General features: G+C 53.6%; 17 protein-coding genes and 3 pseudogenes. 13 read left to right on the top strand and 7 right to left on the bottom strand.

Annotated features, from left to right (window positions below; translation table 11 throughout):
• Positions 1-21: 21 nt before the first annotated feature.
• From merT to FHC48_RS21490, 11 genes are all read left to right on the top strand, one after another.
• Entirely contained in the window at positions 22-402 is a 381-nt protein-coding gene (gene merT, locus FHC48_RS21440; protein ID WP_001294654.1) for a mercuric ion transporter MerT, read from the top strand.
• A 15-nt stretch (positions 403-417) separates the two neighbouring features.
• Positions 418-693 (top strand): mercury resistance system periplasmic binding protein MerP, encoded by a 276-nt coding sequence (merP, locus tag FHC48_RS21445; protein WP_000732275.1) that lies wholly within the window; start codon positions 418-420, stop codon positions 691-693.
• Positions 694-720: 27 nt separating this feature from the next.
• Positions 721-1146 (top strand): organomercurial transporter MerC, encoded by a 426-nt coding sequence (gene merC / locus FHC48_RS21450; protein ID WP_000522996.1) that lies wholly within the window; start codon positions 721-723, stop codon positions 1144-1146.
• A 38-nt stretch (positions 1147-1184) separates the two neighbouring features.
• A complete protein-coding gene (gene merA, locus FHC48_RS21455; RefSeq protein WP_000209296.1) occupies positions 1185-2870 on the top strand; it encodes a mercury(II) reductase in 1686 nt (561 codons plus the stop codon).
• A 17-nt stretch (positions 2871-2887) separates the two neighbouring features.
• Positions 2888-3253: a mercury resistance co-regulator MerD gene (gene merD / locus FHC48_RS21460; RefSeq protein ID WP_001277466.1), complete on the top strand. Its 366-nt coding sequence runs from the start codon at positions 2888-2890 to the stop codon at positions 3251-3253.
• Positions 3250-3486 (top strand): broad-spectrum mercury transporter MerE, encoded by a 237-nt coding sequence (merE, locus tag FHC48_RS21465; protein ID WP_001087807.1) that lies wholly within the window; start codon positions 3250-3252, stop codon positions 3484-3486. The genes merD and merE overlap by 4 nt, the downstream gene beginning before the upstream one ends.
• Positions 3487-3551: 65 nt before the next feature.
• On the top strand, positions 3552-3764 hold the full coding sequence (locus FHC48_RS21470; protein WP_000993245.1) for a DUF3330 domain-containing protein: 213 nt from the start codon (positions 3552-3554) through the stop codon (positions 3762-3764).
• A gap of 129 nt (positions 3765-3893) precedes the next feature.
• The gene (locus FHC48_RS21475; RefSeq protein ID WP_001162010.1) at positions 3894-4451 is read left to right on the top strand and encodes a recombinase family protein; all 558 of its coding nucleotides are present in this window, start codon (positions 3894-3896) and stop codon (positions 4449-4451) included.
• 84 nt (positions 4452-4535) lie between these two features.
• The gene (locus FHC48_RS21480) at positions 4536-5240 is read left to right on the top strand and encodes an IS6-like element IS26 family transposase (RefSeq protein WP_220420591.1); all 705 of its coding nucleotides are present in this window, start codon (positions 4536-4538) and stop codon (positions 5238-5240) included.
• A gap of 567 nt (positions 5241-5807) precedes the next feature.
• Entirely contained in the window at positions 5808-6050 is a 243-nt protein-coding gene (locus tag FHC48_RS21485; RefSeq protein ID WP_000124732.1) for a type II toxin-antitoxin system ParD family antitoxin, read from the top strand.
• A complete protein-coding gene (locus FHC48_RS21490; protein ID WP_000277490.1) occupies positions 6043-6327 on the top strand; it encodes a type II toxin-antitoxin system RelE/ParE family toxin in 285 nt (94 codons plus the stop codon). The genes FHC48_RS21485 and FHC48_RS21490 overlap by 8 nt, the downstream gene beginning before the upstream one ends.
• A 465-nt stretch (positions 6328-6792) precedes the next feature.
• Here the strand turns inward: FHC48_RS21490 and FHC48_RS21495 are convergent, their stop codons facing one another.
• The 3 genes and pseudogenes from FHC48_RS21495 to FHC48_RS21505 all read right to left on the bottom strand — a co-directional run.
• The gene (locus FHC48_RS21495; protein WP_220420593.1) at positions 6793-7809 is read right to left on the bottom strand and encodes an IS110-like element IS5708 family transposase; all 1017 of its coding nucleotides are present in this window, start codon (positions 7807-7809) and stop codon (positions 6793-6795) included.
• A 277-nt stretch (positions 7810-8086) separates the two neighbouring features.
• Entirely contained in the window at positions 8087-9091 is a 1005-nt protein-coding gene (locus FHC48_RS21500) for an IS110-like element IS4321 family transposase (RefSeq protein ID WP_047359309.1), read from the bottom strand.
• Positions 9092-9169: 78 nt separating this feature from the next.
• Positions 9170-9534: pseudogene (locus FHC48_RS21505) on the bottom strand (Tn3 family transposase); the annotation flags it as partial.
• Between the two features lie 92 nt (positions 9535-9626).
• Here FHC48_RS21505 and FHC48_RS21510 point away from each other — a divergent pair.
• A protein-coding gene (locus FHC48_RS21510) for an IS1 family transposase (protein WP_223610889.1) occupies positions 9627-10324 on the top strand; the annotation gives its coding sequence in 2 pieces (ribosomal slippage) (positions 9627-9876 and positions 9876-10324; 699 coding nt in all).
• 14 nt (positions 10325-10338) lie between these two features.
• Here FHC48_RS21510 and FHC48_RS21515 read toward each other — a convergent pair.
• The 4 genes and pseudogenes from FHC48_RS21515 to lacI form a co-directional block, all read right to left on the bottom strand.
• Positions 10339-10479: pseudogene (locus FHC48_RS21515) on the bottom strand (maltose acetyltransferase domain-containing protein); the annotation flags it as partial.
• A gap of 65 nt (positions 10480-10544) precedes the next feature.
• Positions 10545-11798 (bottom strand): lactose permease, encoded by a 1254-nt coding sequence (lacY, locus tag FHC48_RS21520; protein ID WP_039184238.1) that lies wholly within the window; start codon positions 11796-11798, stop codon positions 10545-10547.
• A gap of 51 nt (positions 11799-11849) precedes the next feature.
• Positions 11850-14924 (bottom strand): beta-galactosidase, encoded by a 3075-nt coding sequence (gene lacZ, locus FHC48_RS21525; protein ID WP_220420592.1) that lies wholly within the window; start codon positions 14922-14924, stop codon positions 11850-11852.
• 120 nt (positions 14925-15044) lie between these two features.
• On the bottom strand, positions 15045-16127 hold the full coding sequence (gene lacI / locus FHC48_RS21530) for a DNA-binding transcriptional repressor LacI (RefSeq protein ID WP_016809493.1): 1083 nt from the start codon (positions 16125-16127) through the stop codon (positions 15045-15047).
• A gap of 352 nt (positions 16128-16479) precedes the next feature.
• Here lacI and FHC48_RS21535 point away from each other — a divergent pair.
• Positions 16480-17418: pseudogene (locus FHC48_RS21535) on the top strand (zinc-binding alcohol dehydrogenase family protein); the annotation flags it as partial.
• Between the last annotated feature and the right edge of the window lie 114 nt (positions 17419-17532).

The following is a 17532-nucleotide window of genomic DNA, read 5'->3' on the forward strand; positions in this document are numbered from 1 at the left end:
CAAATTTGAAAGGACAAGCGTATGTCTGAACCACAAAAGTCTGAACCACAAAAGTCTGAACCACAAAACGGGCGCGGCGCGCTCTTCGCCGGTGGGCTGGCCGCCATTCTTGCGTCGGCCTGCTGCCTGGGGCCGCTGGTTTTGATCGCCTTGGGGTTCAGCGGGGCATGGATCGGCAACCTGACGGTGCTGGAACCCTATCGCCCGATCTTCATCGGCGCAGCGCTGGTCGCGCTGTTTTTCGCCTGGCGGCGCATCTACCGCCCGGCGCAAGCCTGCAAACCGGGTGAGGTCTGCGCGATTCCCCAAGTGCGAGCTACTTACAAGCTCATTTTCTGGATCGTGGCCGCGCTGGTCCTGGTCTCGCTCGGATTTCCCTACGTCATGCCATTTTTCTATTAATCACAGGAGTTCATCATGAAAAAACTGTTTGCCGCCCTCGCCCTCGCTGCCGTTGTTGCCCCCGTGTGGGCCGCCACCCAGACCGTCACGCTGTCCGTGCCTGGCATGACCTGCGCCTCTTGCCCGATCACTGTCAAGCACGCGCTTTCCAAGGTTGAGGGCGTGAGCAAGACCGACGTAAGTTTCGACAAGCGCCAGGCCGTCGTCACCTTCGACGATGCCAAGACCAACGTCCAGAAGTTGACCAAGGCGACCGAGGACGCGGGCTATCCGTCCAGCCTCAAACGCTGATCCGTTAACCGAACTCGGGAGCGACACATGGGACTCATCACGCGCATCGCTGGCAAAACCGGCGCGCTCGGCAGCGTCGTTTCCGCGATGGGCTGCGCCGCCTGTTTTCCTGCCATCGCCAGCTTTGGCGCGGCCATCGGACTGGGCTTCTTGAGCCAGTACGAGGGGCTATTCATTGGCATCCTGCTGCCGATGTTCGCCGGCATCGCGTTACTCGCCAATGCTATCGCTTGGCTCAATCATCGACAGTGGCGACGCACGGCGCTCGGCACGATAGGCCCGATCTTGGTGCTGGCAGCGGTGTTTTTAATGCGGGCTTACGGCTGGCAGAGCGGTGGACTGCTCTATGTCGGCCTGGCCTTGATGGTTGGGGTGTCGGTCTGGGATTTCATCTCGCCAGCACATCGCCGCTGCGGGCCGGACAGCTGTGAATTGCCAGAACAACGTGGCTGACGGCAACAGCCGTAGCCACCACAGAAAAGGAAAAATACATGACCACCCTGAAAATCACCGGGATGACCTGCGACTCGTGCGCGGCTCACGTCAAGGAAGCCTTGGAGAAAGTGCCCGGCGTGCAATCGGCGCTGGTGTCCTATCCGAAGGGCACAGCGCAACTCGCCATTGAGGCGGGCACGTCATCGGATGCGCTGACTACCGCCGTGGCCGGACTGGGCTACGAGGCAACGCTTGCCGATGCGCCACCGACGGACAACCGCGCCGGCCTGCTCGACAAGATGCGCGGCTGGATAGGGGCCGCTGATAAGCCCAGTGGCAACGAACGCCCGTTGCAGGTCGTCGTCATTGGTAGCGGTGGAGCCGCGATGGCGGCAGCACTGAAGGCCGTCGAGCAAGGCGCGCAGGTCACGCTGATTGAGCGCGGCACCATCGGCGGCACCTGCGTCAACGTCGGTTGTGTGCCGTCCAAGATCATGATCCGCGCCGCCCACATCGCCCATCTGCGCCGGGAAAGCCCATTCGACGGCGGCATGCCACCCACACCGCCGACGATCTTGCGCGAGCGGCTGCTGGCCCAGCAGCAGGCCCGTGTCGAAGAACTCCGTCATGCCAAGTACGAAGGCATCCTGGACGGCAATTCAGCCATCACCGTTCTGCACGGTGAAGCGCGTTTCAAGGACGACCAGAGCCTTATCGTTAGTTTGAACGAGGGTGGCGAGCGCGTCGTGATGTTCGACCGCTGCCTGGTCGCCACGGGTGCCAGCCCGGCGGTCCCGCCGATTCCGGGCTTGAAAGAGTCACCCTACTGGACTTCCACCGAGGCCCTGGCGAGCGACACCATTCCCGAACGCCTTGCCGTAATCGGCTCGTCGGTGGTGGCGCTGGAGCTGGCGCAAGCCTTTGCCCGGCTGGGCAGCAAGGTCACGGCCCTGGCGCGCAATACCTTGTTCTTCCGTGAAGACCCGGCCATCGGCGAGGCGGTGACAGCCGCTTTCCGTGCCGAGGGCATCGAGGTGCTGGAGCACACGCAAGCCAGCCAGGTCGCCCATATGGACGGTGAATTCGTGCTGACCACCACGCACGGTGAATTGCGCGCCGACAAGCTGCTGGTCGCCACCGGCCGGACACCGAACACGCGCAGCCTGGCATTGGAAGCGGCGGGGGTAGCCGTCAATGCGCAGGGGGCCATCGTCATCGACAAGGGCATGCGCACCAGTAGCCCGAACATCTACGCGGCCGGCGACTGCACCGACCAGCCGCAGTTCGTCTATGTGGCGGCAGCGGCCGGCACTCGTGCGGCGATCAACATGACTGGCGGCGATGCGGCCCTGGACCTGACCGCAATGCCGGCCGTGGTGTTCACCGACCCGCAGGTCGCCACCGTGGGCTACAGCGAGGCGGAAGCACATCACGACGGGATCGAGACCGACAGTCGCCTGCTAACACTGGATAACGTGCCGCGTGCGCTTGCCAACTTCGACACACGCGGCTTCATCAAGCTGGTCATCGAGGAAGGTAGCGGACGGCTCATCGGCGTGCAAGCGGTGGCCCCGGAAGCGGGTGAACTGATCCAGACGGCGGTGCTCGCCATTCGCAACCGTATGACCGTGCAGGAACTGGCCGACCAATTGTTCCCCTACCTGACCATGGTCGAAGGGCTGAAGCTCGCGGCGCAGACCTTCAGCAAGGACGTGAAGCAGCTTTCGTGCTGCGCCGGATGAGGAAAAGGAGGTGTTCAATGAGCGCCTACACAGTGTCCCGGCTGGCCCTTGATGCCGGGGTGAGCGTACATATCGTGCGCGACTACCTGCTGCGCGGATTGCTACGGCCGGTCGCGTACACCACGGGCGGCTACGGCTTGTTCGATGACACCGCGTTGCAACGGCTGCGCTTTGTACGGGCTGCCTTCGAAGCGGGTATCGGCCTGGACGCACTGGCGCGGCTGTGCCGGGCGCTGGATGCTGCGGACGGTGACGGTGCGTCTGCGCAGCTTGCCGTGTTGCGGCAACTCGTCGAGCGTCGGCGCGAGGCCCTGGCCAGCCTCGAAATGCAACTGGCCGCCATGCCAACCGAACCGGCACAGCACGCGGAGAGTCTGCCATGAACAGCCCAGAGCACTTGCCGTCTGAGACGCACAAACCGATCACCGGCTACTTGTGGGGCGCGCTGGCCGTGCTCACCTGTCCCTGCCATTTGCCGATTCTCGCCATTGTGCTAGCCGGCACGACGGCCGGCGCGTTCATCGGGGAGCACTGGGGTATTGCAGCCCTCACGCTGACCGGCTTGTTTGTCCTGTCTGTGACGCGGCTGCTGCGGGCCTTCAAGGGAAGATCATGACCGCTTCCCAGCCAGCCGAGAGTGGGCAGCTTTGAGCTTCGCTACCAATCTGGAGGAGTACCACCATGAACGCAAACGCCCCGAACACTGCCAGTTGCACCACCTGCTGCGTATGCTGCAAAGAAATTCCGCTCGATGCCGCCTTCACCCCGGAAGGCGCGGAATACGTCGAACATTTCTGCGGGCTGGATTGCTATGAACGCTTCCAGGCACGCGCCAAGGCCGCGACAGAATCTGACATTGCGCCTGTCCCTGGCGGTTCGCAGCCGTCAGATTGAGGCATACCCTAACCTGATGTCAGATGTTGAGCACAAACAACGTCAGAGTAGGGTATTAATTTATATTTATTGACACATTCAGCCAAGGGTAATAGATTTCATCCTGACATTTTTACCTTTGGAGGCATCTTGCAAGGTCAACGTATCGGCTACGTTCGCGTCAGCAGCTTCGACCAGAATCCTGATCGACAACTGGAACAAATAGAAGTCGGCAAGGTATTCACCGATAAGGCTTCAGGCAAGGACACACAACGTCCCGAACTTGAAAGGCTGCTGGCCTTCGTCCGCGAGGGCGACACCGTGGTGGTGCATAGCATGGACAGGTTGGCACGCAACCTTGATGACCTGCGCCGCATCGTCCAAGGGCTGACACAACGGGGCGTGCGCATGGAGTTCGTCAAAGAAGGGCTAACGTTCACCGGCGAGGACTCACCGATGGCCAATCTGATGCTGTCGGTCATGGGAGCCTTTGCTGAGTTCGAGCGCGCTCTGATCCGCGAACGTCAGCGCGAGGGAATCGTGCTGGCTAAGCAGCGCGGGGCCTACCGGGGACGAAAGAAATCGCTGAACAGCGAACAAATTGCCGAGTTGAAACGGCGAGTTGCGGCAGGCGACCAGAAAACCTTGGTGGCCCGTGACTTCGGCATCAGCCGCGAAACCTTGTACCAGTACCTGCGGGAAGACTGACCATGCCACGCCGCTCAATCCGGCACTGTTGCAAATAGTCGGTGGTGATAAACTTATCATCCCCTTTTGCTGATGGAGCTGCACATGAACCCATTCAAAGGCCGGCATTTTCAGCGTGACATCATTCTGTGGGCCGTACGCTGGTACTGCAAATACGGCATCAGTTACCGTGAGCTGCAGGAGATGCTGGCTGAACGCGGAGTGAATGTCGATCACTCCACGATTTACCGCTGGGTTCAGCGTTATGCGCCTGAAATGGAAAAACGGCTGCGCTGGTACTGGCGTAACCCTTCCGATCTTTGCCCGTGGCACATGGATGAAACCTACGTGAAGGTCAATGGCCGCTGGGCGTATCTGTACCGGGCCGTCGACAGCCGGGGCCGCACTGTCGATTTTTATCTCTCCTCCCGTCGTAACAGCAAAGCTGCATACCGGTTTCTGGGTAAAATCCTCAACAACGTGAAGAAGTGGCAGATCCCGCGATTCATCAACACGGATAAAGCGCCCGCCTATGGTCGCGCGCTTGCTCTGCTCAAACGCGAAGGCCGGTGCCCGTATGACGTTGAACACCGACAGATTAAGTACCGGAACAACGTGATTGAATGCGATCATGGCAAACTGAAACGGATAATCGGCGCCACGCTGGGATTTAAATCCATGAAGACGGCTTACGCCACCATCAAAGGTATTGAGGTGATGCGTGCACTACGCAAAGGCCAGGCCTCAGCATTTTATTATGGTGATCCCCTGGGCGAAATGCGCCTGGTAAGCAGAGTTTTTGAAATGTAAGGCCTTTGAATAAGACAAAAGGCTGCCTCATCGCTAACTTTGCAACAGTGCCAAAACAGCTCGTTTTTTAGTCACCATTATCACGATAACCTCACCGATATTTGGTCAAAACCCCAATCAACACCGGCGTTATATCTTTTATGCACACTTACCTGCAAATAGGTAAATGGGACTATCTGCAATCAACCAATAGTTAGCTGCAAAACAATCAGGTCTTCGACCTACTTAACTTCATTAAAGATCTACTTATTCGCTGGATAAGTTCTGTGGATAACGGGGAAAACCGATAATGACCGCCCTTGCAGCGGCCAGATGGCCGCGCCGGTTCGGCATGGTCGCTATGCTCCCCAAAAGACTTTAAGTAGCACCTCCGGCCTTAGCCGGAGGCATGGAGTCAACGAGACGCAATGCAGCGAAAAGGCGCTTTTCGCCCTTACCTACTTCATCGCTAAAAGTAAGCTAAAAAACCAGTCTGGCAGGAAGGGGGCGAAATCCGTTTGGGTGTATTCGTTGACACCAGGAGCAAGTATTCCTATCATTGTGTTGATAGTTAACACAGGGGGCGTTATGGCCAGAACAACAAGCGTTACGATTGGCGAACAACTCGATTCGTTTATTAGTCGATTAATAGACAGTGGCCGTTACGGCTCTGCGAGTGAAGTTATGCGTTCTGCGCTGCGATTGCTGGAGCAACAGGAAACAAACGATGAAGTTATTCGTCAGGCTGTTATTGCTGGGCTGGAAAGCGGTGAAAGCTCGCTATCACTGCGGGATATTGCAGCACAAAGAAAACTGAGACATCGTGTATAAACTCACTGAACGGGCAGCAGACGACTTCGCCGGGATTTATGACTATACGCTCTTGAAATTTGGTGAAGCTCAGGCAGACCATTATACAGACGCACTTGAGGCATTTTTCGAGACACTGGCCGGAATGCCAGATATGGGACGTGACTACCATACCGTTCCTGGTGTGATGCGCATTGAATTTCAGCGACATGCCATTTTTTATACGGTTCGTGATACGGATATTCTGATTGCGCGTATTTTGCACCAACAGATGAACCATAAACGCCATTTACTGTAAGTCTAAACACGCTGCCGCGCTTTGCTTGGCCAACACCGATCTGGCACATAAAAAGTTTATGCACCAGATCAGTGTTCTCGGTAAGGATAGGTGTGTTTTTGAGTTAATGTGTTTTTACTCATTTGAGTCTTTTGGCTGTCATTTTCTTTCAGCCAATTATCGACCAAGTCCTTTATCGGGTCCGCTTGGAAAAAGGAAATTATCCTACTATAAGGGCTTCCCCGAACAGTCAACGCCGGTTTTTAATTTCTGTCTGTTCATCAATGAAAGGCAAGGGATAAGACTGCGCTACTATAAACGGTCATGCTGAATCGCTAGTGATTCGGACCCTGATGAAAGACGCTCGTGAGATCCTCCTTCGTTAATCGGATAGTGATATCCAGTAGGATATGCAGATACTTCTCACGGGGGTCTAACCCTTTACCATCAACAATTTACAGTTCAGTTACTACTCAGTTAAATTTTTCATGTTGTTGAATACAGTCTGAAGTCATCGCCGTAATGTAATGATGCCCAGCACAACCTCGCATTCTTGGCGGCGATTGCAACGACAGCACGCCAGTATCCCCGCCTACCAATCAACGAGCAGACCCAACGGCTAAACGGGTCCGTTCTATTCTCTGCCCCTACCATTACAGAACGGGCTCCCTGGACCAGTAGGGTTCGCAGATAGGCATCACCCGCTTTTGTTATCCTGCCAAGCTTTGATTTTCCGCCACTACTGTATTGTGATGGCGTTAGCCCCAACCAGGCTGCCAGTTGGCGCCCGTTCTTAAAATCATGGGCATTGCCAATACTGGCGACCAGCGCACTCGCTGTGGTGGGCCCAACACCTTTCAGTTCCATTAACTGCTGGCTGCGATGATCTGTTTTGGCCACACGAGATAATACCCTGTCATATTCGGCGATTTTCTCTTCAATATTAGTGACATGTGTCAATAGATCATCAATGCACAGCCTAACCTGTACTGGCAGAGTTTCCTTCTGGTCAGAAACAACATGACGCAGAGCATCAGTGCTTTGTGGGGCAATAACCCCGAATTCAGATATCAGGCCCCGAAGACGGTTATACGTTGCTGTTCTTTCCTGGATAAATCCCTGTCTTGTCCGATGTAAGCATTGCATTGCCTGCTGGCTTTCGTCTTTGACTGGTACAAAGCGCATATGCGGCCGCTGCACTGCCTCACAAATAGCTATTGCATCAGCTGCATCATTTTTCCCGGTCTTACCCGCCATGCGATAGGGTGAGACAAATTTCGGAGCCATCAACCGGACATCATGGCCATACTGCCTGAATAATCTTGCCCAATAGTGGGCACCCGAGCAGGCTTCCATTCCAATGACACAGGGAGGTAAACCTGCGATGAGTTCAGAAAGTGCTGCACGCGACACCTTGGGTTTAACCAGAACAGCTTTACCATTTTGGTCAATGCAGTGAACAGCAAACACATTTTTAGCAAGATCGATACCGACAGTGGTGATGGGGTCCGCTTGGAAAACGGAATCTATGGTCACTCCCGTTTTTGCAACACCGATTTTGACGATAAATTGGCTTGCTTGAATCTATCCGGCGTCTGAATGGGATTTTATTCCCGCGCCTCGATGAGTTCCGCGCCTGATGAACCTCCAGAAAATATACGGCTTCAATGAGCCTTTCCGTTTTACAGGTTCCTCAACAGGCCGGTGGGCCGTTAGTATCATCAATATCAGTATTCGCAAAACCAGATCAGTGATTCTTTAAACCGGTGTATTTCTGCCGTTATGCTACATAAGTTTGCTGTCGTGCCGTTAGGGCCCAGGCTATTCTGGCCAGCTTGTTTGCCAGAGCACAAGTGACGACAAAGTTGCTTTTCCTACACAGTAGATCCCTGACCCAATCGGCCAATTTGCCAGACTGGTGTTCCAGTTTTTGTATGAATACCCTGGCACATTGAACCAACAAAGTTCGGATCTTTTTGTTACCTCGCTTACTAATTCCCAGCAATGTCGTCCGACCTCCCGTGCTGTACTGTCGAGGCACTAGCCCTGTTGCCGCCGCAAAGTCACGACTGCTGGCGTACTGCTTCCCGTCGCCAATCTCAGTTGAAATAGTACTCGCTGTCAGTGTTCCGACGCAGGGAATGCTCAGCAAGCGCTGTCCAATCTCATCTTCGTCCAACTTTCGTTTCAACTGGGATTCCAAATCTTTAATCTGCTCAACAAGATAGTGATAATGCTGTTGTAATTTCAGCAATAACTGGCTGAGGTATAGAGGCAAACTATTGTCCTCAAGAAGGGTACTCAGTCGGCTAATAACGGCAGCTCCTCGTGGAACGCTGATGCCAAATTCCAGCAGAAAAGCATGCATCTGATTGGTTGTTTTTACCTTATCCTGAACCAGGGATTCACGGACACGATGCAGCGCACGCATTGCCTGCTGAGATTCAGTTCTGGGCTGTACAAAACGCATAGACGGACGCGATGCAGCTTCACAAATAGCTTCGGCGTCGACAAAGTCGTTTTTATTGCTTTTAACGAACGGGCGGACAAATTGTGGTGATATCAGCTTTGGGGAATGCCCCAACTCTTCCAACTTGCGTGCCATAAAGTGAGAACCGCCACAGGCTTCCATTGCGATGGTTGTAGCGGGGCATGTCGCCAAAAATTCGATCAACTTTGGCCGGGTAAATTTTTTACGGTAAACAGCCTTCCCGCGACGATCCTGGCAATGAATATGGAAAGAGTTTTTACCCAGATCGATACCAATGAGCGCAATGTTTTCCATGATAGTTCTCCGAATGAAAGCCTGTCCTCAGCATAGTACCGGGAAGGAGGGAGTGACCATCTCATTAATTATCCTACGCTAAGCCTGTTTTTTGTACATATTACTATTCACTGAGCGTAATGCGCGGTATTTACCCTGTCCCAGTTTGAGGTTCGTTCTCCAGACGTAATCCCCGCTCAGGTTGATATGTTCCCATCCCAGTGGTGACAGATGGTAATCAGTTGCTCATTAATCGGGATCCCTTTTCGTCTCAAAGAATCTATCGCTCTTTCTATATATACCGTATTCCACAGTGAGATCGCCGCAGTCAGCAACGTCAGACCGCTGGCTCGATAGCTCTGATTCTCCAGCCCCCGATCTCTGATTTCACCCAGCCGATGCATAAAGACCGCTCGCGCAAGGGCATTGCGAGCCTCACCTTTATTCAGCCCCGCCTGTATTTTAACGAGGAATATACATGCGACGTAATGCACAAAAATGGGTGATGCTGCCAACTTACTGATTTAGTGTATGATGGTGTTTTTGAGGTGCTCCAGTGGCTTCTGTTTCTATCAGCTGTCCCTCCTGTTCAGCTACTGACGGGGTGGTGCGTAACGGCAAAAGCACTGCCGGACATCAGCGCTATCTCTGCTCTCACTGCCGTAAAACATGGCAACTGCAGTTCACTTACACCGCTTCTCAACCCGGTACGCACCAGAAAATCATTGATATGGCCATGAATGGCGTCGGATGTCGCGCCAGTGCACGCATTATGGGCGTTGGCCTCAACACGGTTTTACGTCACTTAAAAAACTCAGGCCGCAGTCGGTAACCTCGCGCATACAACCGGGCAGTGATGTGATTGTCTGCGCTGAAATGGACGAACAGTGGGGCTACGTCGGTGCTAAATCACGTCAGCGCTGGCTGTTTTACGCGTATGACAGGATACGGAGGACGGTTGTGGCGCACGTCTTCGGTGAACGCACTATGGCGACGCTGGGGCGTCTTATGAGCCTGCTGTCACCCTTTGACGTGGTGATATGGATGACGGATGGCTGGCCGCTGTATGAATCCCGCCTGAAGGGAAAGCTGCACGTAATCAGCAAGCGATATACGCAGCGAATTGAGCGGCATAACCTGAATCTGAGGCAGCACCTGGCACGGCTGGGACGGAAGTCGCTGTCGTTCTCAAAATCGGTGGAGTTGCATGACAAAGTCATCGGGCATTATCTGAACATAAAACACTATCAATAAGTTGGAGTCATTACCCTTTTTTCAACTTCTGATGGATGCGAGTGATTGAACTCATACATTAATGTTTTCCCACGAAGTCTTTTTTCAGGTAAGCCTTCGCACATATCGGTAAATAGCTTGCCTGCTTTTATTTTTTCTGTCATCGACATGTTCATTTTTAACATTCCGTCCTGATAAGTTGGTCGGATAAGGCGCTCGCGCCGTATCCGACATTAATTTCTTAAGCGACTTCATTCACCTTGCGACGCAGCAGGGAAAGTGGGCCGGGGCCGCTAAGCGTGAACACGGAAATTAAGGTGAAGCCCAGCGCCACCAGACCCAGCACCAGGTAAGCGCCCTGGAAACCGATGCTTTCATACATATTGCCCGCCAGAATAGACATAAAAATCATCGCCAGTTGCTTAAAGAAGCAGAAACTGACCAGATAAATCGTCGCTGAAAAACGCACTTCAAACTGGCTGGTAATATATTTAAAGCAGCCCACCAGCAGGAACGGTACTTCAAACATATGCAGCGTTTTCAGAATAACCACTTCCAGTGCTGAGGTAGCGAACGATGAGCCAATAATACGTACTGACATAATAGTGCCAGCCAGCAGCAGGGCGTTTTTCCCACCGATGCGATTAATGATCAGTGGCGCAAAAAACATAATCGAGGCGTTAAGTAATTCGCCCATTGTCGTTACGTAGCCAAATACCCGCGTACCCTGTTCACCGGTAGCAAAGAACGAAGTAAAGAAATTAGCAAACTGTTGGTCAAAAACATCGTAGGTGCAGGAAACGCCAATAACATACAGTGACAAAAACCACAGTTTTGGCTGTCTGAACAGTTCCAGCGCCAGCTTAAGGCTAAATGCCGAATGGTTGGCACCTACCGCATTGGCAACCGTGGCAGAAGAGGGCGCATCCGTTTTGGCGAAAAAGAGTAAAACGGCGAGGATGAATGCACAGCCAGAACCCAGCCAGAAAACAAACTGATTATTGATGGTGAACATGATGCCGACAATCGAGGCACACAGCGCCCAGCCAACACAGCCAAACATCCGCGCGCGACCAAATTCGAAATTACTGCGACGGCTGACTTTCTCGATAAATGCCTCTACTGCTGGCGCACCGGCGTTAAAACAAAAGCCTAGATAAATACCACCAACAATCGATCCTACTAAAATGTTGTATTGTAACAGTGGCCCGAAGATAAAAATAAAGAACGGCGCAAACATCACTAACATGCCGGTAATAATCCACAGCAGGTATTTGCGCAGCCCGAGTTTGTCAGAAAGCAGACCAAACAGCGGTTGGAATAATAGCGAGAACAGAGAAATAGCGGCAAAAATAATACCCGTATCACTTTTGCTGATATGGTTGATGTCATGTAGCCAAATCGGGAAAAACGGGAAGTAGGCTCCCATGATAAAAAAGTAAAAGAAAAAGAATAAACCGAACATCCAAAAGTTTGTGTTTTTTAAATAGTACATAATGGATTTCCTTACGCGAAATACGGGCAGACATGGCCTGCCCGGTTATTATTATTTTTGACACCAGAGCAACTGGTAATGGTAGCGACCGGCGCTAAGCTGGAATTCCGCCGACACTGACGGGCTCCAGGAGTCGTCGCCACCAATCCCCATATGGAAACCGTCGATATTCAGCCATGTGCCTTCTTCCGCGTGCAGCAGATGGCGATGGCTGGTTTCCATCAGTTGCTGTTGACTGTAGCGGCTGATGTTGAACTGGAAGTCGCCGCGCCACTGGTGTGGGCCATAATTCAATTCGCGCGTCCCGCAGCGCAGACCGTTTTCGCTCGGGAAGACGTACGGGGTATACATGTCTGACAATGGCAGATCCCAGCGGTCAAAACAGGCCGCAGTAAGGCGGTCGGGATAGTTTTCTTGCGGCCCTAATCCGAGCCAGTTTACCCGCTCTGCTACCTGCGCCAGCTGGCAGGTCAGGCCAATCCGCGCCGGATGTGGCGTATTGCTCGCCACTTCAACATCAACGGTAATCGCCATTTGACCACTTCCATCAATCCGGTAGGTTTTCCGGCTGATAAATAAGGTTTTCCCCTGATGCTGCCACGCGTGGACCGTGGTAATCAGCACCGCGTCGGCAAGTGTATCTGCCGTGCACTGCAACAACGCTGCTTCGGCCTGGTAATGGCCCGCCGCCTTCCAGCGTTCGACCCAGGCGTTAGGGTCAATGCGGGTCGTTTCACTTACGCCAATGTCATTATCCAGCGGTGCACGGGTGAATTGATCGCGCAGCGGCGTCAGCAGTTGTTTTTCATCGCCGTTCCACATTTGTGAAAGAAGACCTGACAACCGGTTAAATTGCCAACGCTTATTACCAAGTTCGATGCAAAAATCCGTTTCGCTGGTGGTCAGTTGCGGGATGGCGTGGGGCGCGGAGGGTTGTGTCACGCTGAGGTTTTCCGCCAGACGCCATTGCTGCCAGGCGCTGATGTGCCCGGCTGCTGACCATGTGGTCGCGTTCGGTTGCACTACGTGAACCGTTAGCCAGAGTTGCCCGGTGCTCTCCGGCTGCGGTAGTTCAGGCAGTTCAATCAACTGTTTTCCTTGTGGAGCGACATCCAGAGGCACTTCACCGCTTGTCAGCAGCTTGCCATCCAGCGCCACCATCCAGCGCAGGAGCTCGTTATCGCTATGACGGAACAGGTATTCGCTGGTCACTTCGATGGTTTGCCCGGATAAACGGAACTGGAAAAACTGCTGCTGGTGTTTTGCTTCTGTCAGCGCTGGATGCGGCGTGCGGTCTGCAAAGACCAGACCGTTCATGCAGAACTGGCGATCGTTCGGCGTATCGCCAAAATCACCGCCGTAAGCCGACCACGGGTTGCCGTTTTCATCATATTTAATCAGTGATTGATCGACCCAGTCCCAGACGAAGCCGCCCTGTAAACGGGGGTATTGACGAAACGCCTGCCAGTATTTAGCGAAGCCACCAAGACTGTTACCCATTGCGTGGGCATATTCGCAAAGGATCAGCGGACGCAGTTCTCCAGGCAGCGAAAGCCATTTTTTGATGGACCATTTCGGCACAGCCGGGAAGGGCTGGTCTTCATCCACACGCGCGTACATCGGGCAAATAATATCGGTTGCGGAGGTGTCGGCTCCGCCGCCTTCATACTGTACCGGGCGGGAAGGATCGACAGATTTAATCCAGCGATAGAGCGCATCGTGATTAGCACCGTGGCCTGATTCATTCCCCAGCGACCAGATGATCACACTCGGGTGATTACGATCGCGCTGCACCATTCGCGTTACGCGTTCGCTCATCGCGGGTAGCCAGAGCGGATCATCGGTCAGACGATTCATTGGCACCATGCCGTGGGTTTCAATATTGGCTTCATCCACCACGTACAGGCCGTAGCGGTCGCACAACGTGTACCACAGCGGATGATTCGGATAATGCGAACAGCGCACGGCGTTAAAGTTGTTCTGCTTCATCAGCAGGATATCCTGCACCATCGTCTGCTCATCCATGACCTGACCATGCAGAGGATGATGCTCGTGACGGTTAACACCGCGAATCAACAACGGCTTGCCGTTCAGCAGCAGCAGGCCATTTTCAATCCGCACCTCGCGGAAACCGACATCGCAGGCTTCTGCTTCAATCAGCATGCCGTCGGCGGTGTGCAGTTCAATCACCGCACGGTAGAGATTCGGGATTTCGGCGCTCCACAGCGCCGGGTTTTCGACGTTCAGACGTAGCGTGACGCGATTGGCATAACCGCCACGCTCATCGATAATTTCACCGCCGAAAGGCGCGGTGCCGCTGGCGACCTGTGTTTCACCCTGCCACAAAGAAACCGTCACCCTCAGCTCATCGCGCAGCACGCCGTACATCTGAACTTTTGCCTCCAGTACAGCGCGGCTGAAATCATCATTAAAGTGAGTAACAACATGGAAATCGCTGATTTGTGTGGTCGGTTTGTGCAGCAACGAGACGTCACGGAAAATGCCGCTCATCCGCCACATATCCTGATCTTCCAGATAATTGCCGTTACTCCAGCGCAGCACCATCACCGCGAGGCGGTTTTCTCCGGCGTGTAAAAATGCGCTCAGGTCAAATTCAGACGGCAAACGACTGTCCTGTCCGTAACCGACCCAGCGCCCGTTGCACCACAAATGAAACGCCGAGTTAACACCATCAAAAATAATTCGCGTCTGGCCTTCCTGTAGCCAGCTTTCATCAATATTAAATGTGAGCGAGTAACAACCCGTCGGATTCTCCGTGGGAACATACGGTGGATTGACCGCAATGGGATAGGTCACGTTGGTGTAGATAGGCGCATCGTAACCGTGCATCTGCCAGTTTGAGGGGACGATGACAGTATCGGCGTCAGGAAGATCGCGCTCCAGCCAGCTTTCTGGTACCGCTTCTGGTGCCGGAAACCAGGCAAAGCGCCATTCACCATTCAGGCTGCGCGACTCTTGGGAAGGGCGATCGGTGCGAGCCTCTTCGCTATTACGCCAGCTGGCGAAAGGGGGATGTGCCGCAAGGCGATTAAGTTGGGTAACGCCAGGGTTTTCCCAGTCACGACGTTGTAATACGACGGCCAGTGAATCCGTAATCATTGTCATAGTTGTATCCTGTGTGAATTGTTATCCGCTCACATTTTCGCATAACATACGAGCCGGACACATGAGTGTAAAGCCTGGGGTGCCTAATGAGTGAGCTGACTCACATTAATTGCGTTGCGCTCACTGCCCGCTTTCAAGTCGGGAAACTTGTCGTGCCAGCTGCATTAAGGAATCTGCCAACGTGCGGGGAGAGGTGGTTTGCGTATTGGGCGGTAGGGTGGTTTTTCTTTTCACCAGTGAGACGGGCAACAGCTGATTGCTCTTCACCGCCTGGCCCTGAGAGAGTTTCAGCAAGCGGTCCACGCTAGTTTTCCCCAGCAGGCGAAAATCCTGTTTGATGGTGGTTAACGGCGGGATATAACACGAGCTGTCTTCGGTATCGTCGTATCCCACTACCGAGATATCCGCACCAACGCGCAGCCCGGACTCGGTAATAGCGCGCATTGCGCCCAGCGCCATCTGATCGTTGGCAACCAGCATCGCAGTGGGAACGATGCCCTCATTCAGCATTTGCATAGTTTGTTGAAAACCGGACATGGCACTCCAGTCGCCTTCCCGTTCCGCTATCGGATGAATTTGATTGCGTGTGAGATATTTATGCCAGTCCGCCAGACGCAGACGCGCCGAGACAGAACTTAATGGACCGGCTAACAACGCGATTTGCTGGTGACCCAATGCGATCAGATGCTCCACGCCCAGTCGCGTACCGTCTTCATGGGAAAAAATAATACTGTTGATGGGAGTCTGGTCAGAGACATCAAGAAATAGGGCCGGAACATTAGCGCAGGCAGCTTCCACAGCAATGGCATCCTCGTCATCCAGCGGATAGTTAATGATCAGACCACTGACGCGTTGCGCGAGAAGGTTATGTACAGCCGCTTTACAGGCTTCGACGCTGCTTCGTTCTACCATCGACACCACCACGCTGGCACCCAGTTGATCGGCGCGAGATTTAATCGCCGCGACAATTTGCGACGGCGCGTGCAGGGCCAGACTGGAGGTAGCAACGCCAATCAGCAACGACTGTTTGCCCGCCAGTTGTTGTGCCACGCGGTTGGGAATGTAGTTCAGCTGCGCCATCGCCGCTTCCACCTTTTCCCGCGTTTTCGCAGAGACGTGGCTGGCCTGGTTCATCACGCGGGAAACGGTCTGATAAGAGACACCGGCATACTCTGCGACATCGTATAGCGTTACTGGTTTCACATTTACCACCCTGAATTGACTCTCTTCGGGTGCTATCATGCCATACCACGAAATGTTTTGCGCCATTCGGAGGGGGCACGCCGAAGTGAGATTCAAAATGCCGACGTCAGTTCACAGGTGGGTAATGATACCAACGTGTTGATTTCGTATTTTCACTGACACCAGGATCATCCTGATGTTACAAGGATTGAATGACTACAGATTAAAATAGTCATCAACAGGTTGACAGCATTACCCAGCGCCCGCTTTCCGCGTATTTTTCGATTTGCACTGCCGGGGGCACTGGCGGGTATCGCGTTCCGCACACTTTTACATTTATTTATCTGGTGACTGACCTTTTTAAGGAGACAGAATGAAAGCCGTTGGTTTCTGGCAACCCGGGGAAAGTACATCCGTTATTGAAGATTTGTCGCTTCCCCACCCATCCATGCCCAAGGGGCGTGATCTTTTGATCAGAGTCAGGGCGGTCGCGGTTAACCCACGGGACCTGTAAAGCCGGCGAAACATCAGTCCCTCTGCAGGCAATCCGGTAGTTATGGGATACGACGCTTCCGGTGTTGTTGAAGCAACCGGACCAGATGTGACGCTGTTCAGGCCAGGTGACCACGTTTTCTATGCCGGTGTGCTCGATCGCCAGGGAGCCAACGCAGAGTTTCAGCTGGTTGACGAACGCATTACGGGGATAAAGCCGGCAGCACTAAGTTTTGAAGCTGCAGCGTCGGTTCCTCTGACCGGTCTGACAGCCTGGTAAATGTTATTTGATCGTCTGCAGTTGTCAGTGAACGGAGATGCTGATCAGACCCTGTTGATGCTTGGCGGTGCGGGCGGAGTCCCTTGTATGGCTATACAGCTTGCCCGCACTCTGAGTCGGGTGAACATCATCGGGACTGCCTCCCGGCAGGAGAGTGTCAGAGCGGTTCGCGGGTTTGGTGCGCATTATGTCCTGGATCATTCATGTGCGCTTGCGCCACAGGTTGCCAGCCTTGCTGGACTCCCTCCCATTACCCGGATTTTCTCAACGTACACCACGCCATCTGCCTGGGAAAATATGGCCGAAATTATTGCCCCACAAGGCCGTATCGGACTCATCGACGACCCTGAACCACTGGATCTGCGTTTGATCAAATTTAAGAGCGTTTCTGTTCACTGGGAGGCAATGTTTACCCGCCCCATGCATGCTACTGCGGACATGTCTAAACAGCATGATATTCTTAACAAACTCTCATGCATGCTGGATTCCGGTAAGCTCAAACCTCCGTTGCTGGCAGAGTATGGCAGGCTGAATGCTAAGGAAGGTGCGAACAAGTTCCTGATATGAGATCATCATATTCATCCGGAGCGCATCCCAGAGGGACATCATGAGCCATCAACTCACCTTCGCCGATAGTGAATTCAGCACTAAGCG

Origin of the sequence: Enterobacter sp. EC_50, from assembly GCF_019584525.1 — a bacterium.
Classification (GTDB): domain Bacteria; phylum Pseudomonadota; class Gammaproteobacteria; order Enterobacterales; family Enterobacteriaceae; genus Enterobacter; species Enterobacter roggenkampii.